This is a genomic window from Aeribacillus sp. FSL M8-0235 (assembly GCF_038000355.1).
GTDB lineage: Bacteria > Bacillota > Bacilli > Bacillales > Aeribacillaceae > Aeribacillus > Aeribacillus composti.
Map to the genome: position 1 here is coordinate 1,149,957 of NZ_JBBOBW010000001.1, position 22,681 is coordinate 1,172,637.

Consider the following 22,681-nt stretch of genomic DNA (forward strand, 5'->3'; position numbering starts at 1 on the left):
CAAATAAAAAGGTTGACAAAATAAAAAATGCTTATATAATGATAACGACTAATCCGATAAGATAGGTAAGAATGATCATATACTGGGGGAATTACTTTGTCTGTCCAAATTGCGCATATTTCAAAAACATTTCAACATCATGGCGTCTCCCAAACGGTTCTTGACCAAATTGATTTGACTGTGCAGAAAGGAGAATTTGTTTCCATTCTTGGCCCTTCCGGCTGCGGCAAGTCGACGTTATTATCGATTGTTGCCGGGTTAACAGCCCCCACATCGGGAAAAGTGCTGGTAAACGGGAAGGAAGTAAAGGGACCTGGAAGCGACCGGGGAGTAGTGTTCCAACAGGCAGCCCTTTTTCCATGGCTGACAGTTGAGGAAAATGTCATGTTTCCGCTGAAGAAAAAAATGCCGAAGGAAGAAGCGAAAAAAAAGGCGTACGAATATTTGGCCATGGTTCAATTAAGCCAATATGCCAAGCATTCTCCGCACGAGCTTTCCGGCGGCATGCAGCAGCGCGTATCGATCGCAAGAGCTTTGGCGATGGATCCTGAGGTGCTCTTAATGGATGAGCCGTTCGGAGCGTTGGATGAGCAAACGAGATCACGCCTGCACGAAGTGTTGGAAAAAATTTGGATCGATACGAAAAAAACAATTCTTTTTGTTACGCACAGCATCCAAGAGTCGTTAAAATTATCGGACCGTATTATCGTCATGGGTACAAGGCCTGGGAGAATTATTGATGAAATAGAAGTGTCTTTTCCGAGACCACGTGATGAATTTAGAAAGCAGCTTGCTGAATATGAAGAGCGCATTCAAAAGCTGTTGAAGTCAGAAATTGATAAAGTAGTGAAAGAGGAAGAAAGTTATGCAGCAGGTCGTTAAACGAATCATTTTTTATGCAGCCGCACTGGGTATATGGGAAGCAATCGTCAAGCTGTTAAATATTAAGGCTGTCGTCTTTCCGGCTCCGAGCGATATTTTTCAGGCATTGTGGAACGGTTTTGCTGATCTAACTCTTGTTTATGATTTGCTGGCAAGTTTTCAGCGGCTGGCAATCGGGCTTGTGATTGCTCTTATTCTTGGAACAGTGTTAGGCGTCGTTTTTGCAAAATCGAAAGTAATTGATGATACCATTGGCTCTTTAATTTTGCCGTTGCAAAGCGTGCCGAGCATCGTTTGGCTGCCTCTAGCCATCATCTGGTTCGGTTTAAATGAAAAAGCGATCATTTTTATTGTCGTGCTCGGTGGAACGCTTGTGATGACATTGAATATGCGGACAGGGATTAAAAGCGTTCCTCCAATATATACAAATGCGGCAAGGACAATGGATTACAGCGGATTTTCTCTGTTTACACACGTGATTTTTCCAGCAGCCATCCCGCATGCAGTAACTGGTGCAAGGCTTGCTTGGGCGTTTGGGTGGAGAGGACTGATGGGTAGCGAACTGTTAAGCACCGGCCCGGGTTTAGGCTATACGTTAAAATTCGCATCAGATTTTGGCGATATGGCGTTAGTGATGGGCATTATATTTATCATTGCCTTAATTGGAATTTTAGTAGATTTAGTTTTTTTCAGCAGAATTGAAAAGAAAGTGATGAAAAAATGGGGATTGCTTGAACAATAAAGGAGGAAGTTGAGATTATGAAGAGAAAAGGTTTGCTGCTATCATTTATCACCTTGTTGTTAATTGGGATTTTATCTGCCTGCGGAGCCGGCGGAGGGAATGAGGCATCAGGAAAAGAGAAAAGCGGAAAAAATAAAGTAGTCATCGGCTATTTCCCAAATATTGACCATGTTCCGGCAATGATTGCGAAGGAAAAGGGCTACTATGAAGAAGCGCTAGGGGATCAGGTAGAGATTGAATATAAAACTTTTCCGGATGGCGGTGCTTTTATGACAGCGTTGAAAACCGGCGAAATTGACGCCGGGCTTGTCGGTCCAGCTCCTGTCATGAATAACTATTCTAATGGTGCAGACGTGAAAATTATTGCCGGTGCGTCATCTGGGGGTACTGTCGTCGTAGCAAGCAAAAAAAGCGGAATCGAAAGCTTAGATGATATTCATAATAAAACATTCATTACTCCTGGTGTCGGCTGCACTCACGATGTCCAATTTGAAACGTACTTGCAAGATTACGACATTGCTTCATCAAGAATCGGCGGCACATTAAAGCATACAACTGGAAACCCGGCACAATATCAAGCTTTCTTTGAATCGGGAAAAGTGGATTTAGCCGCTGTGCCTGAGCCTTGGGCTTCATTATTAATAAAAGACGGGGCGAAAGTGATTGTCGATACGAAAGATATCGCCTATGGCACAACGCTTCCGAACACTGTTTTAGTGACGAGCAACAAATTTATTAAAGAAAATAAAGATTTAGTTCAAAATATTGTCAAAGCCCACAAAAAAGCAGTCGACTTCATCAATAAAAACAAAGAGGAAGCACGCGATATTGCCATTCAATCGATTAAAGAAATAACAAATCAAGAGCTTGACCCAGAAATTATCGACAGCGCTTGGGAACGTGTCCGCTATACAACCGAAGTGGATGAAAAAGTTCTTCAAGACTTTTCTAACTCTTCTTATGACTTGAAATTTTTAAAAGAAAAACCGGATCTTAAAGGTCTTGTAGATACAAGCTTTTTGAATTAAGTAATAAACCCCCTATACAGAAGCTTTTTGATATTATGCGGCTTCTGGATAGGGGGGTTATTTTGTTGATGTAAATTCAAGATGAAGCAGTTGTTAAAACAGGGCTTATCCCAAAAGTTGTTTATGACTATGCCTGTATATTGGGATTCTGTTGTTGTGAGAGCTTTTTATTCAAATCGCTCGAATAAGCTCCCGTTTTTTCACATTGTTTGGAGCTGTCCAGAAAGTCAAAATCCATTGAAAACGAAAGATTATAAACATTGATATATCAACATTTCTAAAACATTAAAGGGGCGTCTATAAGCCGGAAAATCGACTTATTAGACAGCGCCTATATGAATTTCAATTTCTCCATTTGGGCCGTATTTTTCAAAATCATATGTGTAAGCACGCTCTACTTAAACCAGTTTCTTCTTGCTTCCAAATCTTACTCCAAGTTTTAAAAATGCCTTGTTCGTCCGTTTTATCTACTTGAAAAACTTTATTTTCATGTTCCTCGGGATTTCAATTAAAAGCTTCCCCATTATTTTCTTCAATTGCAATGCTTAATAAATAATCTCCTCTGTAGTCGCTTTCATAATCATAATAAATTCCGTACACATTGTTTTGATGATGTTCCAGTTTTTAGAAAGCGTTTTCTCACATAATTTTGATTTGCCCCATCATTTGCTCGTCATGAAAATTATTGGTTCGTATGCTGTCGATTATATACAGCATCATAAACAGTCTTTCCTTTCCATAATATTGATAAAAAAGAGAAGGCGCATCAGTAAAGAATGTTCAGCAAATTTTCCAAAGGCACGTTTATGTTCATCTTTTTTGCTTCCCAGCTTCACCTGCAAAACAAATATCGCATCTTCGTTTTCTGTTCAGCTGCTTTATGGAGTACGGGTTCGTTTGACAGAAGTTGGCGAAAAATTTATCAAATGATTAGTTTGCTAATTCAATCGTTTCATTCACTGTTTATTAAATACTCTTAAAATTTTCCAATTCCTCTAAAGAAGATCACCTCGTTCACAATTTTTCTCCAAATACGACAGCTTCCGAATTGGATATTTGCATTTTAAAATCTATTAAAATTTGGGAAGCCTCAGGGGAAAATAAAACCACTTCATTGAAATGATGGAGGATCAAAGGTGATCCATACAAAAAAATTTCCCTTTTGGCTTTCGCAAAAAACATTTCAAGAATCGACGGATTATTTAAAGAATGTTCTTATTTTTCTTTAGTTTTACTGAAAATAAATCAAAGTTATCGGAATTGTTGGCAGGAAACGTCTTGAATTTTTTTTAAAACTGAGGTAAAGTTATACCTATCAAAAGTTCATATCGGAATTCTTATCGAGAGAGGCGGAGGGAACTGGCCCGAAGAAGTCTCAGCAACCGGTACAAGGACGGCGGCATGATAACCTTTGTACCAAGGTGCTAAATCCAGCAAGCATTTTGCCGTAAGATATGCTTGGAAGATAAGAAGGAGCCAAACAATAAACGCCTTCTTCTTATGAAGAGGGCGTTTTATTTTTAAAGCCTCCTCTACAGGCAATGAAAGCAGCACATTTTTACTAACTAAAAAAGGAGGAAAGTCAAAGATGAATATTGAAACAGTTTTGGCCCAATTAGGAAATCGAAGTGAAGCTCTTACAGGAACAGTAAGCGCCCCCATTTATTTGTCCACAGCCTATCGGCATAAAGGAATAGGTGAATCAACAGGTTATGATTACACTCGGACAAAAAATCCAACGAGAGAGCTTGTCGAGGACGCCATAGCCAAATTGGAGGGAGCCGATCAAGGATTTGCATTTTCTTCCGGAATGGCAGCGATTCAGACGATTATGGCTTTATTTAAAAGTGGAGATGAACTGATCGTTTCAAAAGATTTATATGGCGGGACATACCGCTTGTTTGAAGAAGAGTGGCGCAAATACGGTCTTTCCTTCCACTATGACGATTTTACGTCTCGCGAATATACGGAATCATTAATAAACGAAAATACTAAAGCGATTTTTCTAGAAACCCCCACTAATCCGCTTATGCAGGAAACATCGATTTCCTCGTTGGCGGAATTGGTCCGGAAGCACAATTTGCTGCTGATCGTTGACAATACGTTCTACACACCTGTTTTGCAGCGTCCGATTGAAGAAGGAGCGCATATCGTGATTCACAGCGCAACGAAATATTTAGGCGGTCACAACGATGTCCTTGCCGGCCTGGTCTGTGCAAAAGGGAAAGAAATTTGCGAAAAATTAGCCATGCATCAAAATGCAATTGGTGCGGTATTATCTCCTTTTGATTCGTGGCTGCTGCTTAGAGGAATGAAAACTTTATCATTGAGAATGGCCAAACATCAGGAAAATGCAAGGGAGCTGGCGGCATATTTAAAAGAGCTTCCTGAAATTGATGATGTATTATATCCTGGCAGAGGCGGAATGCTTTCCTTCCGCGTGAAAAAAGAAGAATGGGTCAACCCGTTTTTGCAGAATCTGAAATTAATCTGTTTTGCGGAAAGCCTTGGAGGGGTAGAAAGCTTTATAACGTATCCAGCTACCCAAACACATGCGGACATTCCGGAAGAAATCCGAATTCAAAACGGTGTATGTAACCGGCTTCTCCGTTTTTCTGTAGGGATTGAAAGCGTGGAGGATTTGAAGGAAGATCTCAAGCAGGCATTGCAAGCAGCTGCGAAAGGGGATTTACTAAATGCATGACCAATGGAGCTTTCAAACAAAATTGATTCATAATAAACATAAGGTTGACACGACAACCGGTGCTGTCAGCGTGGCGATTCAGCAAGCGTCAACATTTCATCAGCAAACATTGGATGAATCTCCTGAATTTGACTACAGCCGTTCAGGAAATCCAACACGAAAAGCGTTGGAAGAGGCGATTGCCGAACTGGAAGGCGGAGTGAGAGGCTTTGCGTTTGCTTCTGGGATGGCCGCTATATCAACAGCTTTTCTTTTACTTTCTTCCGGTGATCATGTTTTGGTCACAGAAGATGTGTACGGCGGAACATACCGGATCGTTGCCGATGTTTTATCGCGCTTTGGCATTGAATATACGTTTGTCGATATGACGGACCTTGATGCCGTAAAAGCAAATATACGTCCGAACACAAAAGTGATTTACATTGAAACGCCCTCGAATCCGCTGTTAAAAGTGACGGACATTCGAGCAATTGTGCAGCTTGCAAAAGAAAATGGCTGTTTAACATTTGTTGATAATACATTTATGACTCCGGCTTTGCAAAGGCCTCTCGATTTAGGGGCCGATATTGTTTTACATAGTGCAACAAAATTTTTGGCAGGTCATAGCGACTGTTTGGCAGGACTGGCAGTTGTGAAAGATGAAAAGCTTGGCGAAGAGCTTTACAAACTTCAAAATGCCTTCGGCGCTGTTCTCGGCCCGCATGATTGCTGGCTTGTATTAAGAGGCTTAAAAACACTTCATGTGCGGCTGGATCAATCCGTCAAAACAGCTTCTCAATTAGCAGAATTTTTGAAAAAACACCCTGCCATTAAAAAAGTGTACTATCCGGGTCTTCACGATCACCCAGGGTCAGATATTCATTTGCGGCAAAGTGTCAACGGTGGAGCGGTTTTATCGTTTGAACTAGAAGATGAAAAAGCGGTCAAGATTCTTGCTGATCATGTTCAGCTGCCTGTTTTTGCAGTCAGCCTTGGTGCAGTTGAATCGATCTTGTCGTATCCAGCTAAAATGTCCCATGCCGCGATGCCGAAAGAAGAACGGATCAAAAGAGGGATAACCGATGGTCTTCTTCGATTAAGCGTAGGGCTAGAAAATTTTGAAGACTTAAAAAATGATTTGGAGTCTGGTCTTTCTACTGTTTTGGCCTATCAATAAATTTTTTCTTACCTTAAATAGAAGACAGGGAGATGTCGAATACCGACAATTCCTGTCTTTTTTTTATGTTGATAATCTAGCTGACATATTATCCCACATTTTTTCATTTGTTCTTTAATATGATAGTAATGCACCCAAAGTCAAACGAATTTAAAAAGGGGGAGTATCAATGATCAAATGGCGAAGCGGACTTATATTCTTAACAGCTCTTCTTTTCATAATGATCATTTCTGCGTGTGGAAATAACAGCGAAGGAGGAAGCAGCAAAAGTGATGGCTCCAATCAAAGCGGGGAAAAGGCAGGAAGCAAGACGTTAAGCATTTTAACCGGAGGCACAGGAGGAACTTATTACCCGCTCGGCGGATCGATGGCGCAAATTATTTCGGAAGAAACGGACTTTAATGCAAATGCACAATCTTCAGGAGCATCAGCAGAAAATATGCAAGCGCTAAAAAATGGTGAAGCTGATATTGCGTTCTCGCAAACTGATATTGCTGCTTATGCATTAAACGGTGAATTGATGTTCAAAGACAATAAAGTCGACAATGTTAAAGCAATTGGGACTTTATATCCGGAGACGGTACAAATTATTACAACAAAAGATAGCGGCATCCATTCTGTTGAAGATTTGAAAGGCAAGTCGGTTTCCGTTGGTGCCCCTGGGTCTGGAGTGAATGCAAACGCACAGCAAATTTTAGAAATTCATGGATTAAGCTTTGATGATATTAAAGCGCAAAGCTTATCTTTTGACGAATCAACGGACGGCATTCAATCCGGAAGCATAGACGCTGCATTCATTACTGCGGGGACACCGACGGCTGCAGTTGAATCGCTCTCAGCACAAAGAGAAATTAGAGTAATTCCGATTGCGGATGACAAAATCAAACAATTGATCGAAAAATATCCCTACTATGCTGAAGATACAGTACCAAAGGGGACATATAAAATTCCTGAGGACGTAAAAACAGTCGCTGTAAAAGCGATGCTGGTCGTCCGCGGCGAATTGGATGAAGATGCCGTATACAATATTACAAAAGCGATTTTTGAAAATACAAATAAAATTACTCACGCAAAAGGCAAATTAATCAAAGCGGAGGCAGCCCTTGATGGAATAGGCAATTTGCCGCTTCATCCAGGGGCTGAAACGTATTTTTCAGAAAAAGGAATCCAGCCATAACGCATCAAAGATAGGCCGTTTTAAACGGTCTATCGATTTCATTATATGTAACTCCATTTTAGGCGGGGATTTTCATGAGAGCTAGGATGAAAGCTTTGTTCATCTGTCTTCCCCTTTTTATGACAATCAACGTTTTTTTATTTTTCCTTCCTATTGTAAATGCCATCGCTTTTTATCATGAAGATCAGAATGACTTATTAGGTTATCTGCCTGTCCGTGATAATGACTTGTTTCAAATTCAGTACACCCATTCCATCCATCTTACGGATGTGAAGGAGACATATATATTACGCAATAACAAAATCATTCAGACAGAACTTGAGTATGAAAATTTTGCTGTTGGAATGCCTTCTAATGTGGAAGGGGAGGGGAAATTTTTAGAAAAGGATGGAAAATTTTTTATAAAAAACATGGAGCGAGAATTTTCCTATATTGATTTGAGAATTGGACAAGTACAGGCCGATCACCGAATCGTTTATCAAGGTAACAGCTACAAATTGGCGGATTTTTTTGGACCCGGCTCATGGGTAAGAATAAAACCGGCAAAAATCAGTATTTGGCAGCAGGTGAAAGGAGTGAATATTCGTGAGTAAAGAGAAATTTGACGTACTGTCAGAAGAAGAGCAGCAAATGCTGCTTGAAAAATATGATCCTGAAGCAGGAACGAGGAAGCTAAAAGGCGTGTTGGGAGGTATCGCATTTGCCGGATTATTGGCATTTTCGCTGTTTCAGTTGTATACATCAATTTTCGGTGTTTTTACGGCGCAAATCCAGCGCTCTGTCCATCTCGGTTTTGCGCTTGCTTTGATTTTTCTTTTGTTTCCGGCTAATCGAAAAAAGAGGAAAGAATATAAATTTCAAGTGGCCTGGTATGATATCATCCTTGCGCTTTTAAGTATTGGCGTTGGAGCATATTGGCCGCTGTTCATTGATGACATTGTAATGCGCGTCGGAATATTGACAGAAACGGATTTTTATATCGGAATTTTAGCTATTTTACTAGTTTTAGAGGCAACAAGGAGGGCGGTTGGGCTGCCGATTACGATCATCGCGCTGCTTTTCTTGGCGTATGCCTATTTTGGTCCTAGCATGCCTAACTTTCTCCAGCATAGCGGTCTTAGTTCTGAACGAATTGTTCAAACTATGTTCTTTACAACCGAAGGGATTTTAGGAACTCCGCTAGGCGTGTCATCAACCTTTATCTTTTTGTTTCTCCTTTTCGGCTCCTTTTTAATTAGAACTGGGATTGGTCAATATTTTAATGATTTGGCCGTTGCCGTTGCAGGGCGCAGAATTGGCGGTCCTGCAAAAGTAGCTATTTTTTCCAGTGCCCTTCAAGGAACGATCAGCGGAAGCTCAGTTGCCAATGTCGTCACATCCGGCGCGTTTACCATCCCGATGATGAAAAAGCTTGGTTATAACAAAGATTTTGCAGGAGCGGTGGAGGCTTCTTCATCTACAGGCGGTCAGTTAATGCCGCCGGTTATGGGAGCAGCTGCGTTTTTAATGGTTGAATTTATCGGGAACGGCATTACGTATTGGGACATTGCCAAAGCGGCAGCTATTCCGGCTATTCTATATTTTGCAGGGATTTGGATCATGACTCATTTTGAAGCAAAGCGAATCGGTTTAAGAGGCTTGTCAAAAGAAGAAATGCCGAATCGGAAAGAAATTTTGAAAAAACTGCATTTGTTAGCCCCGATCGTTGTTATTATTATTTTGCTAATGTCAGGAGTGACCGTTACACATGCTGCCATTTATTCGATATGTATTTCGATTGTCGCTGGATTTTTAAATCGTGAGAATCGGATGACATTTAAGGATATTGTATTAGCGCTCGTCGACGGCGCCCGTACAGCGTTAGGGGTTGCGGCAGCAACAGCCGCTGCTGGAATTATTGTCGGCGTTGTGACGAAAACCGGGCTTGGTTTGAAGCTTGCCAACGGGCTGCTTGATATCGCCGGGGGCAATCTCATTCCGACATTAATGCTGACGATGATAGCTTCGTTGATTCTTGGAATGGGTTCGCCGACTACAGCGAACTATGTTATTACCTCAACGATTGCTGCACCAGCGATTATTTTGTTGGGGGTACCTGATTTGTCTGCACATTTATTCGTGTTTTACTTCGGGATTATTGCCGACATTACACCGCCAGTTGCCCTCGCAGCCTTTGCCGCAGCCGGTGTATCAGGAGGAGAACCGATCCGAACGGGAATTCACTCTTCAAAATTGGCAATCGCCGCCTTTATCATTCCGTATATTTTCGTTTTGTCTCCGCAAATGTTAATGATTGATACGACATGGCTTGGAATTTTATGGGTAGTCTTTACGGCGTTTTGCGGAATGATCGCAATTGGAGCCGGGATGATCGGATATTGGATGAGAAACATGCATTTGATTGAACGAATTGCCGCAGTCGTGGCCGGGCTGTTGCTGATTTATCCAGAACGTTTTTCAGACATTTCAGGTCTCATCATTTTCATCGCATTATATGCGTTTCAATATATATGGAAATACAAAGCTGATCAAAAAGTGAAGGGTGAGAGCATTTAAAGAAGACAGGTTGTCATGGAAGAATCGATCCATTGATTAGAACATGATTACAGGCGGAATCATTGAGACGCAGAATAAACGCGGAGAGCAATTCACATTGGAACGAACAAAATCAGGATAAAATGTCGGAGAGACAGAAAGGATGTGTTGGAATCAATCCATTAATTTGCAGAAGACGTTCTCCAAAAGGATGATATGACTCAGCTTGTTTTGTTATGTGAAAAATAAAACTGGTTTTTTGACAGGCTGAATTGCTTGTAAAAATGAAAAAGGGGCAAACAAAATTGAAAATACAGCAAGCTTCTAAAAAATCTTTTGGGGAACGGCTGCTCGTGTGTAAGCGGTTGATAGCGGGAAAGTTTTATATCATAAATAAAAAAAGAGCATGCAGAAAACTTATTTTTCTGTTTTAGACTGCATGATTTGAAATGCGAGTTTTGTTGGTTCATAACGATCATTTTATAGCATGATTTTTTCCAATTGTTGAGTATGCAAACTTTCTATCAATCCAGTTAGATCGTCCCTTTTCGGTACGAACATTGTGAGTCCGATTTATTTTTATGCTGCAAAATTCAAAATGTTGTTTAAGAAAAACCACTTTATGTCACGAATAGGTGGGAAATGGAGTGGCATTTCAACCTAGACGGCAAAATGAAATCCGATAGAACACGAAAATTTAAATCTATAAAAACCAAGCATAGAGGAAAAAATGAATGATCAGCTCTATAGGCACGATTCTAAAACGGCAAAAAATAATGAAGTGGAAGCATCATTTGACACTTCCACTTAAATCATATTTGCTTGAAATCTTAATTGAAAAAACGATTAATCTTCAAACAATTCGTCCATTAACTCTTCAATTTCTTGTCTTCGTTTGCTTGTTTCTTGTTTATCGACATAATAACGGTTATTTTTCTGAATAATAACATCTCCCGTTTCTGCATTTTTAGGCAACTGGCTTTTTAAAATTTCGATTATTTTGCCGTTTTCATCTTCGCAGACTGCGATGTCATTTTCAAATCGATCAATAATAAATTTCATAATGTCCCACCTTATCTAGGAGTGAAAGATGTTTGTGCTTTATAAGTTTTGTTTTTATAAGTGGCTGATACATCGATTTTAACAGTATAACCTTTTGCAGCACGGCCGATTTTTACCGACAATGGCTTACCAATAGTACCGGTATAAGTGGTGTTTTTGCTTTTGTATTTAAAAACAGCTTTATATTTTGTTCCGTTTGGCAGCCCTTTTACATTCAGTATTATTGTAGAGTTTTGCTTTGGAGTTTTGTTATCGACACTTGCTGTTAATTTGTAGCTAGTTGGTTTGCTTACTGTGCCGGACGATGCCGCTTTTACATTAAAGGAAAGATTGGAGCCGTTCGTTGTTGCCACAATATGGCCTTGTTTATCCGTTCTAAAAGTGTTTATTTTGTATGCTTTCAGCCGATTGATCACATCTTGAGTAGGATGGCCGTATGAGTTCTTGCCGACGGAAATGACGGCATATGTCGGTTTTACTGAGTTTAACAGCGCTGTGCTTGTAGATGTTTTGGCACCATGGTGTCCTACTTTTAGGACGTCAGCTCGCAAATTTTGTTTAGCTTTAATCATATCCGATTCTGCTTTAAGTTCCGCATCGCCAGTGAAAAGAAATGATTTTTTACCGTAAGTAAGCTTTAAAACAGCACTCCAGTTATTTAAGTCGCTTTTTGGATATGCTTTGACAGGCCCAACGAATTTTGCGGTAACTCCTTTGATCGGCAAAGCAACATTTGCTTGAGCGGTCTTTATTTTTTTGCCTTCACGCTTAACAGCATTTAAAAAATCTTTGTAGCTTTCCGTCGTATGGCTGACTTTTGGCGCATACACCTGCTCTACTCGAAAAGCAGATAGCACAGTGTCCAGACCGCCAATATGATCTGCGTCCGGATGAGTTGCAATCATTATTTCGATATCATCCACTTTTTGCTTTTTCAAATAATTAACAACGTCATCTCCATAACTGTTATTTCCGCCATCAATGAGAATATCTTCTCCATTCGGAGCTTTTATGTAAATTGCGTCTCCTTGTCCGACATTAATAAAATGAACATACATATTTTTTGCCTGAGCGCTTGTTGTTTCGTGAAACGGGATCAACAGAAAAGAAAATGCAAACACTATCGAAAACAATAGCTTACGTAATTTCATCAAAATCCCTCCGAGTACTGAATAGATCAAATTGATTATACAGCGTGGTAGGAAAAATTTACAAGATTTAATTTAGAAAATTTTATTTTTTTTACAGAAAATTAAATTTTCTAGTCTAATTGAACTAAAGTCTCATCCGATTTTTTCATGCCGAAAAAAGAAGCCGACCCAAAAGGCTTGGATCGGCCTAAACAGACAAAGGTCTGTACATTTTTAATTTTGTTGAAATCTGGTCATTCCAAAATTTAATTTTTCAAACGTAACTTTTGGTGAATGGAGGAATCAAAAAGTTTAAGTAAAAAAACTAGTTTGCATATTTTAAAACAAGGAGAAACGTAATTTGTTAAAAACAATTGATAAGAAGATTAAATAAAACTTTGTGTTGCTAATTATTGTTGTCGCCAATTAGCTCGCTGTACCTAACTTTATTTAGCGTAAAAACATATTGCACAGTCAAAAAAGGTGAATATAACTAAAATTATTAAAAAATACAATATGGCCGCGAGAAAATGGAAAATTTGAACGATATAAAAGGCGTAAACAAAATTTACATTTAAAAAAAATTACAAGTTAAATAGTCTGTTGAATAAACCTGATATTTTAATGTTTCGCCGTTAAAAAGTCGGCAAAAAAAGAGAAAATCGAGTAGGAGGGAGCGATTAACTCCCGTCCTCTCACACCACCGTACGTACGGTTCCGTATACGGCGGTTCAATTAAGATAATTGACGCAAGTCTTTATAACTTCCGTGAATAGCTGTTCTCTTTATGCCAGTGGTCACTCCACCCTCCAAGAGATCTCCCACGGGATTCACCGCTTCCTCCCTCAAGTGAGGTACTACGTTTTCTGTGTTCATCATGACTCACTGAATGCCAAGGGCTATTCTCTCTTAATTGTTCGGTCCTTCTTAGTTGTTCTAGACCAACTAATACTATGACCTCTGCTGACTTCTGACTGTTCAGCTATCTATCACTAGATAGGTTACCAAGGTTACTTGGCGTGCCAGCCAGACCTCCCCGGGTAAGAGTGTAATCTTTCCTTCCATCCATCTGCTTCATTTACTCTGTATCACCTTCGGCAGAAAGGGCTTTGTTTTGTCTTGCAAACTCACCCAGTGATACCTAGCCTCATATGAAGTTCGTGTTCCTCAGACCGGAAGTTTGCCGCTCGCTTCCTTCAGATTCCGCGTCACCACGGACACCCTTGCGTTAAGCTAACTGCTACTTCTGCCTTCGCAGCTCGGGACTTTCACCCTATAGATTACACCCATGCCGGGCGCACAAGAAAACGCGGTTCTTGTATTTCACAAGAACCACGTCATACTAAGGTTTTTAATGATGATTCCGACTGGGCTCGAACCAGCGACCTCCACCCTGTCAAGGTGGCGCTCTCCCTGCTGAGCTACGGAATCATATTAACAAAACAGATGAATTTCTAATGCGTTTTTTTGACAATACCTATTGTAATGTTGTTATAAAAATATGTCAAGCCTCAATATGCAAGTTTTTTTACTTGCTGTAGTTTTTAATCATTGATAAGCTCTTTCTGGTCTTAGAATCTAAATTGATAAAAGGAAGTGCTTTTAATAGAAGCACAAATGTTGAGAATTATAAATTATGCGAAACGACCAACCGGATTACCGGGCGGTTTTTGTTTCTGATTGACGACAAAGTGTAACAGTAGTTATTTTTTCGTTTTATCTAAATAATCTGTAAGGAGTCCTCTTTGTTATACAAAATGATAGGAAAGAAAAACGAAAAACAGGAGTGTCCTTTTGCCATTTATGCAATATTTTTGAAATCGTTTTAATAATTTGATAGGATAACATTTATAATATCGATCATTTTTGAAAATCCTTATAAAGGAATGTGATAAAAAATGAAAAAAGACCAAGTCTTGGATCAGAGGCACCGCCCTTTGCGCGATTTGCGTATTTCTGTAACCGACCGATGTAATTTCCGGTGCACGTATTGTATGCCGAAAGAGATATTCGGAGACGATTATCAATTCCTTCCGAAGGATCACTTGTTGACGTTTGAAGAAATTGTCGAGCTCACGAAAATTTTTGTTGAGCTTGGCGTGAAGAAAATTAAGCTGACGGGAGGCGAACCGCTTCTTCGAAAGGATGTATATAAACTAATTGCCATGCTTTCAAAAATTGAAGGAATTCATGATATTGGTTTGACAACAAACGGCGTGTATTTAAAAAAGTATGGCTCAAAATTATATGAAGCAGGTCTTCGCCGATTGAACATCAGCCTTGATGCGATTGATGACGATACGTTTCGCCGTTTAAATGGCCGAGATGTATCAGCAAAGACGGTCTTGGCAAATATTGATTATGCTGTATCAGTCGGATTTTCGGTTAAAGTAAATATGGTTGTACAAAAAGGAGTAAATGATCACCAAATTTTGCCGATGACGGAATATTTTAAAAACAAGGGGATTCCATTAAGATTTATTGAATTTATGGATTAGGCAGTACAAACGGCTGGAATATGAAAGATGTCTTGATAAAAAAAGATATTGTAAAGATGATTAGTTCTGTTTATTCCATTGAACCAATTGATGAAAACTACTTTGGAGAGGTAGCCAAGAGATATCGTCATCAAGACACAGGTTCAGAAATCGGATTTATTACATCAGTATCAGAACCATTTTGTTCAAACTGTACGAGGGCGCGTATTTCATCAGACGGAAAGCTGTACACTTGTTTATATGCTCATGAAGGATTTGATTTACGGGATTTCATTCGTTCAGGAAAAAGTCCAGAAGAAATCAAAATGGCTATTGAACGTGTTTGGCAAAATCGTAAAGATCAATATTCTGTTGAACGTACAGAAAACAAAGGTATGTTGAACAAAAATAAAATTGAGATGTCATATATAGGAGGATAAACAATCGGCGTTTGGTGATGAAATGCTGATTGTTTTTTTTATTTTTTTTAGAAAATTCGAAAGAGAAAAAATTAAAATTGAAATCGCAAAATTTTTAAACCATTAAAATACATTTTTATCTAATATATAGAAACAAGGAGGGGAGCAATTGGCTGATGTATTAATTGTTGATAATGATAAATCTGCTCGGAAGGATTTAAAGTCAATTATTGAAGATAGTAAATTCAGCTTTCTTTCCATTTATGAAGCAAGTACATCTCAACGAGGTATGATCCTTTTAAAGCAAAATCGACCGACTATACTCATTGTGGATATCTCCTTGCCAGATATAGACGGTATCAAATTAGGGAGATCAGCGTTGCAACTGTATCCAGATTTGCCCGTGATTGTTGTGACTCAGTTAAAAATGTTCGAGTTTGTTCAGGAAGCGATCAACTCAGGTTTTTCAGCTTATTTGTTGAAACCGCTTTCCAAAAATGAACTGCTTGATACATTTGAGCGGATTTTGCCCCAAGGATTAAATAAAGAAATTAATCAAACCATCAATGGTAAAAGTCATTTTTCCTCTGACTTAAAAAATCCGATCGAAAGTGCCATTCAGTTTATTCAAATGAATTATGGTTATGCTCTTACTCTAAAAGAAGTGGCAAATCAAGTATATTTAAGTCCATCTTATTTCAGCCGATTGTTTAAAGAAGAAGTTGGTATGACATTTGTGGAATATTTATCGTTTGTTAGAGTTCAAAAAGCTAAAACGCTGCTTAGAGTTTCGAGTCTTCCGATTGAAATTATCGCTAACAATACCGGTTTTTCAAATGCAAGCTATTTTGCAACCGCTTTTAAAAAATTGGTTGGGAAGACGCCAAGAGAGTATCGGGAGCAGTTTCATTTTAAAGAATAGGAGGTGAAGTCGTGATTACGATTAAAAAGGAATTGGAACGCTGCAAAAAGGAAGGGTTATCAGGTGTTATTGGAACCATTATTTCTACAAAAGGATCTACCTACCAAAAGACAGGGGCAAAATGCTTCGTATCAGAAGATCGAAAGCTAACAGGTCTTTTAAGCGGAGGTTGCGTCGAAGCAGATATTGTAGAACATGCTGTAAAAGTGCTCGAAACGGGTAAGCCGGCAGTTCTCCACTATGATTTTTACGGAGAAGAGGATATTGTTTGGGGACTTGGTGTCGGCTGTAATGGGAAAATGAACATATTTTTACAACCATATCTGCCAAAAAAGCAGCCTGAAAGGACAGAAGTGATTGATCAATATTTTTCTCAATCCCTCCAAAAACAATTACACGCTGTCACGATCGTGAATGCGAAAGATGAAAATCTTCAAGGAAAAATGTGGATCCTAGACCCTTTGCAAAGTAATGACGACTCACTTATTACCGTTTCTGAAATTGTTCATGATTATCAAGATCGGAAAAACAATTTAAAAAATGAAATGGTTTATTTAGGTGGTGAAAAAGAATTGTACGTATATTATGAATCATTAAGTCCACCACCACACTTAAAGATTTTTGGCGCAGGTCCTGATGCCATTCCGCTTGTCAAAATGGCGAAAAGCTTGAAATGGATTGTGACTGTTCTTGACCATCGTCCTACTCATTGCAATGAAAATAATTTTCCTGATGCTGATTTTATCCAAGTTTATCCTAAAGGGTCTGTTCCTGACGTTTCGTTTAATGAAAACACATATGTCATTATAATGACACACAATTTTTTACACGATCAAGAAATATTAGAATCCATCATTCATTCAAATGCGGCTTACATTGGTCTATTAGGTCCGAAAAAAAGAACTGCCCAATTAATTGAAAGCAGCCAAACTCTGAAGGCTTATCCTTCTATTCAGCAAATTCATAGTCCTATCGGTCTTGATATTGGAGCGAAAACACCGGAAGAAATTGCCTTTAGTATTTTGGCTGAAATTATGACGGTGTACAGAGGCGGAACAGGAAAGAAATTATCAGAGCTGGCGGCAATGGCTTATTCCTAAAAAAGATACATCAGTCATAAAGGTGAAAAAACATATTTTGTTGAGTGATATCAGCTGCAGTTTTTTCAAAGCGGATGGTCAAACACAATCTATTAATACCATCTATTGGAAAGGTATTGACCAAAATACCGTGGATGAAAGTAAAAAATCTCAGTTAAGCGGTATTGCTGCTGACTTAACTCTGAACTGAAGTTTCTCTGAAATAAGTAAACCGATTGGTTTTAGGAGATATTACCAATCAAGGCTGATTACATTGCTAAAAATAAGATTAAAAAATGCATCTGACAAGACTGACACCGTTGTTGCGTTATTGTGCCGTGATTCAATGCTATGAAAGAAATGGGAACCTGTTTATTGTTCAAGCAAAATATCGAATTAAAAAGGTCATCCAGTTCTTTAAAGGGATGAGCCAAAAGGGCAAAAATTCGTAATGATATTTGTTTTGCTGCGATCGCAATATCCTCAAGTTATTGAGTCACCACAAAATTATGAGAGATTTCTTCGGAAGGAGGTAAGTTAAATGAGTAAAGTGATTGGGAAAAGAGTGACGCGTGTTGAAGATGCTAGATTATTGACTGGTCAGGGAAAATATATTGATGACATCGGTACCCCGCCGAATACTGGTCATGTGGCCATTTTAAGGAGCCCTTATCCGCATGCCAAAATTGTGTCTATCGATTATTCGGAAGCCTTAGAAATTCCTGGAGTAAAGGGTGTTGTAACAGGTAAGGATGTACATCCTCTATTAAATCCTTTTAGTGTTGGCGTCAGTGCTCCAGTACACTATTATCCAATTGCTATTGATAAAGTTCGTTTTGTAGGTGAGCCAGTAGCAGTTGTCGTGGCCAAAAACCGTTATATTGCGGAGGATGCGTTAGAAAAAATTAAGGTGAAATATGAAAATCTTGAACCAATTGTAGATATTGAACGTGCAATAGAAGATGGAGCACCTATTTTACATGAAAATGTTGGTTCAAATATCGCTAATCATCGAACTTTTCATTATGGAGATGTAGAGAAGGCTTTTGAGCAGGCTGACAAAATCATCAAGCATCGTTTTCATTTTCCGAAATATTCTGCAACACCAGTTGAAACATATGGTATTGTCGCCCAATACGATCATAGCTCTGATAGTTATACAGTTCACGCGAACTTTCATGGGCCGTTTGTACTTCATTCGATTATGGCAGGTGCATTAAAAATTCCAAGCAATCGGTTGCGGATTATTATACCAAAAGATATTGGCGGCAGTTATGGAATTAAGGCAGGAATATTCCCGTATATCGTTCTTTGTTCCGTTGTAAGCCGTCTCGTAGGCTGTCCAGTGAAATGGATCGAGGACCGGCAGGAGCATTTAGCAGCTAGTTCAAGCTGTACGGATCGAGTCACATATATTGAAGCAGCAGTAAAAAATGACGGAAAAATACTCGGATTAAAAATGAAAATGATTGACAATGTTGGTGCATATATCCGGGCACCAGAGCCGGCATGTCTGTACCGGAATCATGCTAACACAACCGGTGCCTATGATATTCCCAACTTAATGATTGATGCGTATGCCGTTATGACGAATAAATTGCCAACAGGGCTTATACGCGGATATGGGGGACAAGAAACGTATTTCCCTCTTGAACGGATCATGCAAATCATTTCAGATGAATTAAAATTAGAGCCAGCTGAAGTGATCAGACGGAATTTAATTAAAAAAGAACAATTTCCATACAGAACGGCATCTGGTGGAGTGTATGACAGCGGCGACTATGAAAAAGCATTTGACCTGCTATTAAAAATCGGTAAATATGATGAATTCAGAAAAAAACAAGCTGAAGCACGCAAGAGGGGAAAGCTTCTTGGTGTTGGACTCGCTGTGATCGTTGAACCATCCGGTTCGAATATGGGATACATTACGATCGCCTTAACTCCAGAGGAAAGAAAAGCAGGATTGCCGAAATCTGGTTGTTCAGAAGCGGCGACGATTTCGATGGATCCTATGGGAAATGTGAATGTGCGCATTAGTACAACACCGTCCGGACAAGGGCATGAAACGGTCGCTAGCCAAATCGTATCGGAAATTCTCGGAATTCCGCATGACAAAATTAATGTTGTAGCTGAACTTGATACAGCAACAAGTGCATGGTCCATTGCTTCTGGAAGCTATTCCAGCCGGTTTGCGTCACTCGGATCAAGTGCAGTGTACTACGCAGCACATAAGGTAAAAAATAAGCTTATCAAAATTGCTGCACATTTTTTAAAAGCGAAGGAAGAAGATTTAACAATTGAAAAAGGCAACATTGTTTCCAAAACCGATCCATCTAAATCTATTTCTATAAAAAGGGTTGTTGGATCAGCCCATTGGAATCCGCTTTCTTTACCAGAAGGGATGGAGCCTGGAATTTATGAAACAGCCTATTATACAGCCCAGGCTGAACCGCCGGATGATCAGGATTTAATTAATTCATCGGTTACGTATGGATTTGTTGCTGATTTAGTGACAGTTGAAATTGATCCAGAGACGGGTGACATTCACATTCTTGATTATTTCACGGTTCACGATGCAGGAAAACTATTAAATCCGCTTATTGTCGATGGACAAATATTGGGAGGCCTAGTCCATGGGCTTGGCGGCGCCATGTATGAAGAACTCGTCTACGATGAAAAAGGTCAGTTTTTAACTGGATCGTTTATGGATTATTTATGTCCAACAGCGCCTGAAGTACCAAATGTAACGATCAAACATATCGAGACCCCGTCACCACTTACACCATTAGGCGCTAAAGGTCTTGGAGAAGGAAATACAATGAGTGCACCTGTTGTCATTGCAAATGCAGTAAATGATGCGTTGAAGCCATATGGTGTGACGATTGATTCATTACCAGTAACACCAAATAAAGTATGGAACATTTTGAATCAGTCTAAAAAACAGGAGGTTTCATCATGAACGGAAAAGGGAGCGTAACATTAAATGCAGGAATTGAAAAAGCATGGGAAGTGCTGCTGGACCCAGAGGCATTAAAAAATTGCATTATGGGCTGTAAAAAATTAGAGCCTGTCAATGAAAACAAATATGAAGCGGAAGTATCTATTGGAATTGCTGCTGTGAAAGGAAAATATGAATCAACCATTGAAATTGCTGATGTTCAAAAACCGAACCATTATAAGCTCGTTGTAAAAGGGGAAGGCGGACCAGGAAGTGTTGAAGCAGCAGGAGTTGTTGATCTTGTTCCAATTGACGATAACAAGACGGAATTGAACTATACGTATGAAGCGGAAGTTGGCGGAAAAGTAGCAATGGTTGGGCAAAGAATGCTAAATGGTGTAGCTAAATTAATCATTCAGGACTTCTTTAAAAAGTTTAATAAAGAACTAGCGAAAAGCGAACAATCTATTTAAATAGAGAAAATACTAGTCAAGCACAAAAATCAAAGGAATTGGAAATTCCAAATCCTTTGAACTGCTAGATCATACTGTGAGTGGACGAAATGAAAAGGTCGATTGAGTCTTCTGCACTGATAAGAAAATCTGGCTGCCTTTTGAATGGAGTTTGCTACATTTAGTATCTTTAAAGCGATTTTTGCCCTTTTCCTGAAAATAACCCCTTTCATGTAAGGATCTGTGGAAAGGACTATTCGGGATGTCCCCAGTCCACTTGTTGATCAATCACGAGAACTTGCTCTAATCCATGCTGTCTGGAAGCTGTCACATTCAGCATTGGTGGCAAGAGGGAACAAGATTGCGGGTTAGAAGTTCGAACAAGAGCTGGAGAAACAGACTTTATAAGTAGTCATAGCTGATGGATTTCTCCCAATGATCCTTAATACTACTATCTAGGGGCATCACGAAAAGTCTACCCCTAAAATGGAACTTTTTCAGATAGTGCCAGTTAGCAACACTATCTGAAAAAGTTATCAAAGAGTCTAACTGGAAAATGCCTCTCTCTAAAGAGGATTCTAAAAATACTAAACGAGGAGGGGAGTATATGAAACCCGTAAAATTTGATTATTATTCCCCGAAAACAGTTGATGAAGCTTTAACACTTTTAGAAGAAGCAGGATTTGACGGGAAAATCATTGCCGGTGGTCAAAGTCTTGTACCAATAATGAACATGAGACTATCATCGCCAGAATGTTTAATTGACATTAATCAGCTTCATGATTTGCAATTTATTGAGTTTGATAGTGACAAAGTTAAAATTGGTGCGTTAACGAGGCAGGCGGAAGTTGAAAGATCAGATGTAGTTCAGAAGCATTTAGGGCTTCTAAGTGAAGCGGTTCCCTTTGTTGGGCACGTTCAAACGAGAAATCGGGGAACATTTGGAGGAAGTCTTGTTCATGCTGACCCAACAGCTGAAATTCCTCTTTCATTGATGGCGCTCGGAGGGACCCTTCATATTGCTTCTAAAGAAGAGGTGCGAGAAGTAAACGTCGAGGATTTCTTTATTACTTATTTAACAACTGACATAATGCCAAATGAGATGCTGACGGAAATTCACATTCCTATAGAACAAGAAAGAAATGGATATTCATTTTATGAAATTTCTCGTCGTCACGGTGATTTTGCACTCGTTGCCTCTGCTTGTCAATTAACGATTGATCATTTAGATCGCATTACAAATGTAAGACTTGTATTAGGCGGTGTTGAAGCAACGCCATTGTTAATAGAAGGGGCAAACGAATGGATGAAAGGAGAGGTTTTATCTGACTCCCTTCTCCAAAAAGTCGAGGATATAGTGGATGAAATGGTAGATCCAGAGTCAGATATACACGCAACTGCTGAATATAGAAGACATCTTTCGAAAAAATTGGCAGTGCGTACGGTGAAATCAGCCTACGAACGAGCGAGGGGTGAAGCCAATGAGCGTTCATGAAATTGAAGTGACGATCAACGGGAAAAAGTATAAAGAACAAGTTGAGTCAAGATTGCTGTTAAGTGATTTTTTACGAGAAACGTGCGGTCTCACTGGCACGCATGTCGGCTGTGAACATGGTGTGTGCGGCGCTTGCACGATCCATTTAAATGGTTCAGCTGTTCGAAGCTGCCTTATATTTGCGGTTCAAGTGGATGGGCAGGAGATCACAACAGTAGAAGGTTTGGGAGAAGACGGTCAATTAACTCCATTACAAAAAAATTTCATTGAATGCCACGGCCTTCAGTGCGGGTTCTGTACACCTGGAATCTTAATGTCAGCAACTGACTATTTACAAAAAAATCCGAATCCTTCCGTTCAAGAAATAAAAGAAATGCTATCAGGACATTTATGCCGATGCACGGGTTATGTTGGAATTATAGAAGCAATTCAAAAAACAGTTGAAGAAAATAGTAATCATGCTCGGGTGGAAAGGTGATGATG

15 protein-coding genes, 1 tRNA gene, 2 pseudogenes and 1 riboswitch are annotated in these 22,681 nt (G+C 39.4%); of the genes and pseudogenes, 15 read left to right on the top strand and 3 right to left on the bottom strand.

The genetic code is table 11. The features are described from left to right. Positions 1 to 96: 96 nt before the first annotated feature. The 8 genes from NSQ71_RS05730 (at position 97) to NSQ71_RS05765 (ending at position 10,245) form a co-directional block, all read left to right on the top strand. Positions 97 to 882 (top strand): ABC transporter ATP-binding protein, encoded by a 786-nt coding sequence (locus NSQ71_RS05730; protein ID WP_063387523.1) that lies wholly within the window; start codon positions 97 to 99, stop codon positions 880 to 882. Then, positions 866 to 1,624 (top strand): ABC transporter permease, encoded by a 759-nt coding sequence (locus NSQ71_RS05735; RefSeq protein WP_094245366.1) that lies wholly within the window; start codon positions 866 to 868, stop codon positions 1,622 to 1,624. Before NSQ71_RS05730 ends, NSQ71_RS05735 begins: the two co-directional genes overlap by 17 nt. A gap of 17 nt (positions 1,625 to 1,641) precedes the next feature. After that, positions 1,642 to 2,652 carry an aliphatic sulfonate ABC transporter substrate-binding protein gene (locus NSQ71_RS05740; RefSeq protein ID WP_063387525.1) on the top strand — a complete coding sequence of 337 codons (1,011 nt, stop codon included), beginning with the start codon at positions 1,642 to 1,644 and terminating at the stop codon, positions 2,650 to 2,652. A 1,334-nt stretch (positions 2,653 to 3,986) separates the two neighbouring features. Continuing rightward, positions 3,987 to 4,124: riboswitch (SAM riboswitch) on the top strand. Between the two features lie 116 nt (positions 4,125 to 4,240). Continuing rightward, entirely contained in the window at positions 4,241 to 5,356 is a 1,116-nt protein-coding gene (locus tag NSQ71_RS05745) for a methionine biosynthesis PLP-dependent protein (protein ID WP_063387527.1), read from the top strand. After that, the gene (gene metC / locus NSQ71_RS05750) at positions 5,349 to 6,512 is read left to right on the top strand and encodes a cystathionine beta-lyase (RefSeq protein WP_340733275.1); all 1,164 of its coding nucleotides are present in this window, start codon (positions 5,349 to 5,351) and stop codon (positions 6,510 to 6,512) included. Before NSQ71_RS05745 ends, metC begins: the two co-directional genes overlap by 8 nt. A 169-nt stretch (positions 6,513 to 6,681) precedes the next feature. After that, positions 6,682 to 7,689, top strand: coding sequence for a TAXI family TRAP transporter solute-binding subunit (locus NSQ71_RS05755; RefSeq protein WP_340733277.1), 1,008 nt, complete (start codon positions 6,682 to 6,684; stop codon positions 7,687 to 7,689). Positions 7,690 to 7,763: 74 nt separating this feature from the next. Continuing rightward, positions 7,764 to 8,282, top strand: a complete 519-nt coding sequence (locus tag NSQ71_RS05760) for a DUF1850 domain-containing protein (protein WP_340733279.1) — start codon at positions 7,764 to 7,766, stop codon at positions 8,280 to 8,282. 37 nt (positions 8,283 to 8,319) lie between these two features. Next, positions 8,320 to 10,245, top strand: a complete 1,926-nt coding sequence (locus NSQ71_RS05765; protein WP_340734407.1) for a TRAP transporter permease — start codon at positions 8,320 to 8,322, stop codon at positions 10,243 to 10,245. A gap of 825 nt (positions 10,246 to 11,070) precedes the next feature. Here NSQ71_RS05765 and NSQ71_RS05770 read toward each other — a convergent pair. The 3 genes and pseudogenes from NSQ71_RS05770 to NSQ71_RS05780 form a co-directional block, all read right to left on the bottom strand. Next, the gene (locus NSQ71_RS05770; protein ID WP_094245372.1) at positions 11,071 to 11,286 is read right to left on the bottom strand and encodes a DUF3006 domain-containing protein; all 216 of its coding nucleotides are present in this window, start codon (positions 11,284 to 11,286) and stop codon (positions 11,071 to 11,073) included. Positions 11,287 to 11,609: 323 nt separating this feature from the next. Then, a pseudogene (locus NSQ71_RS05775) lies at positions 11,610 to 12,437 on the bottom strand (ComEC/Rec2 family competence protein); the annotation flags it as partial. Positions 12,438 to 13,774: 1,337 nt separating this feature from the next. Beyond that, a tRNA-Val gene (locus NSQ71_RS05780) sits at positions 13,775 to 13,847 on the bottom strand. A gap of 467 nt (positions 13,848 to 14,314) precedes the next feature. Here NSQ71_RS05780 and moaA point away from each other — a divergent pair. From moaA to NSQ71_RS05815, 7 genes and pseudogenes are all read left to right on the top strand, one after another. Further along, positions 14,315 to 15,333, top strand: a pseudogene (gene moaA, locus NSQ71_RS05785) (GTP 3',8-cyclase MoaA). 148 nt (positions 15,334 to 15,481) lie between these two features. Further along, positions 15,482 to 16,234, top strand: coding sequence for a response regulator transcription factor (locus NSQ71_RS05790; protein ID WP_063387533.1), 753 nt, complete (start codon positions 15,482 to 15,484; stop codon positions 16,232 to 16,234). An 11-nt stretch (positions 16,235 to 16,245) separates the two neighbouring features. Then, positions 16,246 to 17,334 (top strand): XdhC family protein, encoded by a 1,089-nt coding sequence (locus tag NSQ71_RS05795; RefSeq protein ID WP_340733282.1) that lies wholly within the window; start codon positions 16,246 to 16,248, stop codon positions 17,332 to 17,334. Between the two features lie 520 nt (positions 17,335 to 17,854). Then, positions 17,855 to 20,272, top strand: coding sequence for a xanthine dehydrogenase family protein molybdopterin-binding subunit (locus tag NSQ71_RS05800; protein WP_339194778.1), 2,418 nt, complete (start codon positions 17,855 to 17,857; stop codon positions 20,270 to 20,272). Next, complete coding sequence (locus NSQ71_RS05805; protein ID WP_063387537.1) at positions 20,269 to 20,724, top strand: SRPBCC family protein; 456 nt, start codon at positions 20,269 to 20,271, stop codon at positions 20,722 to 20,724. Before NSQ71_RS05800 ends, NSQ71_RS05805 begins: the two co-directional genes overlap by 4 nt. Before the next feature lie 586 nt (positions 20,725 to 21,310). After that, positions 21,311 to 22,198 (top strand): FAD binding domain-containing protein, encoded by an 888-nt coding sequence (locus NSQ71_RS05810; RefSeq protein WP_340733285.1) that lies wholly within the window; start codon positions 21,311 to 21,313, stop codon positions 22,196 to 22,198. Continuing rightward, positions 22,185 to 22,676, top strand: coding sequence for a (2Fe-2S)-binding protein (locus tag NSQ71_RS05815; RefSeq protein WP_063387539.1), 492 nt, complete (start codon positions 22,185 to 22,187; stop codon positions 22,674 to 22,676). The genes NSQ71_RS05810 and NSQ71_RS05815 overlap by 14 nt, the downstream gene beginning before the upstream one ends. Positions 22,677 to 22,681 lie beyond the last annotated feature (5 nt).

Excerpts from the sequence above, each read along its gene's own strand:
- NSQ71_RS05735 (WP_094245366.1), top strand. The coding sequence starts at position 866 with ATGCAGCAGGTCGTTAAACGAATCATTTTTTATGCAGCCGCACTGGGT.
- NSQ71_RS05740 (WP_063387525.1), top strand. The coding sequence starts at position 1,642 with ATGAAGAGAAAAGGTTTGCTGCTATCATTTATCACCTTGTTGTTAATT.
- NSQ71_RS05745 (WP_063387527.1), top strand. The coding sequence starts at position 4,241 with ATGAATATTGAAACAGTTTTGGCCCAATTAGGAAATCGAAGTGAAGCT.
- metC (WP_340733275.1), top strand. The coding sequence starts at position 5,349 with ATGCATGACCAATGGAGCTTTCAAACAAAATTGATTCATAATAAACAT.
- NSQ71_RS05755 (WP_340733277.1), top strand. The coding sequence starts at position 6,682 with ATGATCAAATGGCGAAGCGGACTTATATTCTTAACAGCTCTTCTTTTC.
- NSQ71_RS05760 (WP_340733279.1), top strand. The coding sequence starts at position 7,764 with ATGAGAGCTAGGATGAAAGCTTTGTTCATCTGTCTTCCCCTTTTTATG.
- NSQ71_RS05765 (WP_340734407.1), top strand. The coding sequence starts at position 8,320 with ATGCTGCTTGAAAAATATGATCCTGAAGCAGGAACGAGGAAGCTAAAA.
- NSQ71_RS05770 (WP_094245372.1), bottom strand. The coding sequence starts at position 11,286 with ATGAAATTTATTATTGATCGATTTGAAAATGACATCGCAGTCTGCGAA.
- NSQ71_RS05800 (WP_339194778.1), top strand. The coding sequence starts at position 17,855 with ATGAGTAAAGTGATTGGGAAAAGAGTGACGCGTGTTGAAGATGCTAGA.
- NSQ71_RS05805 (WP_063387537.1), top strand. The coding sequence starts at position 20,269 with ATGAACGGAAAAGGGAGCGTAACATTAAATGCAGGAATTGAAAAAGCA.
- NSQ71_RS05810 (WP_340733285.1), top strand. The coding sequence starts at position 21,311 with ATGAAACCCGTAAAATTTGATTATTATTCCCCGAAAACAGTTGATGAA.
- NSQ71_RS05815 (WP_063387539.1), top strand. The coding sequence starts at position 22,185 with ATGAGCGTTCATGAAATTGAAGTGACGATCAACGGGAAAAAGTATAAA.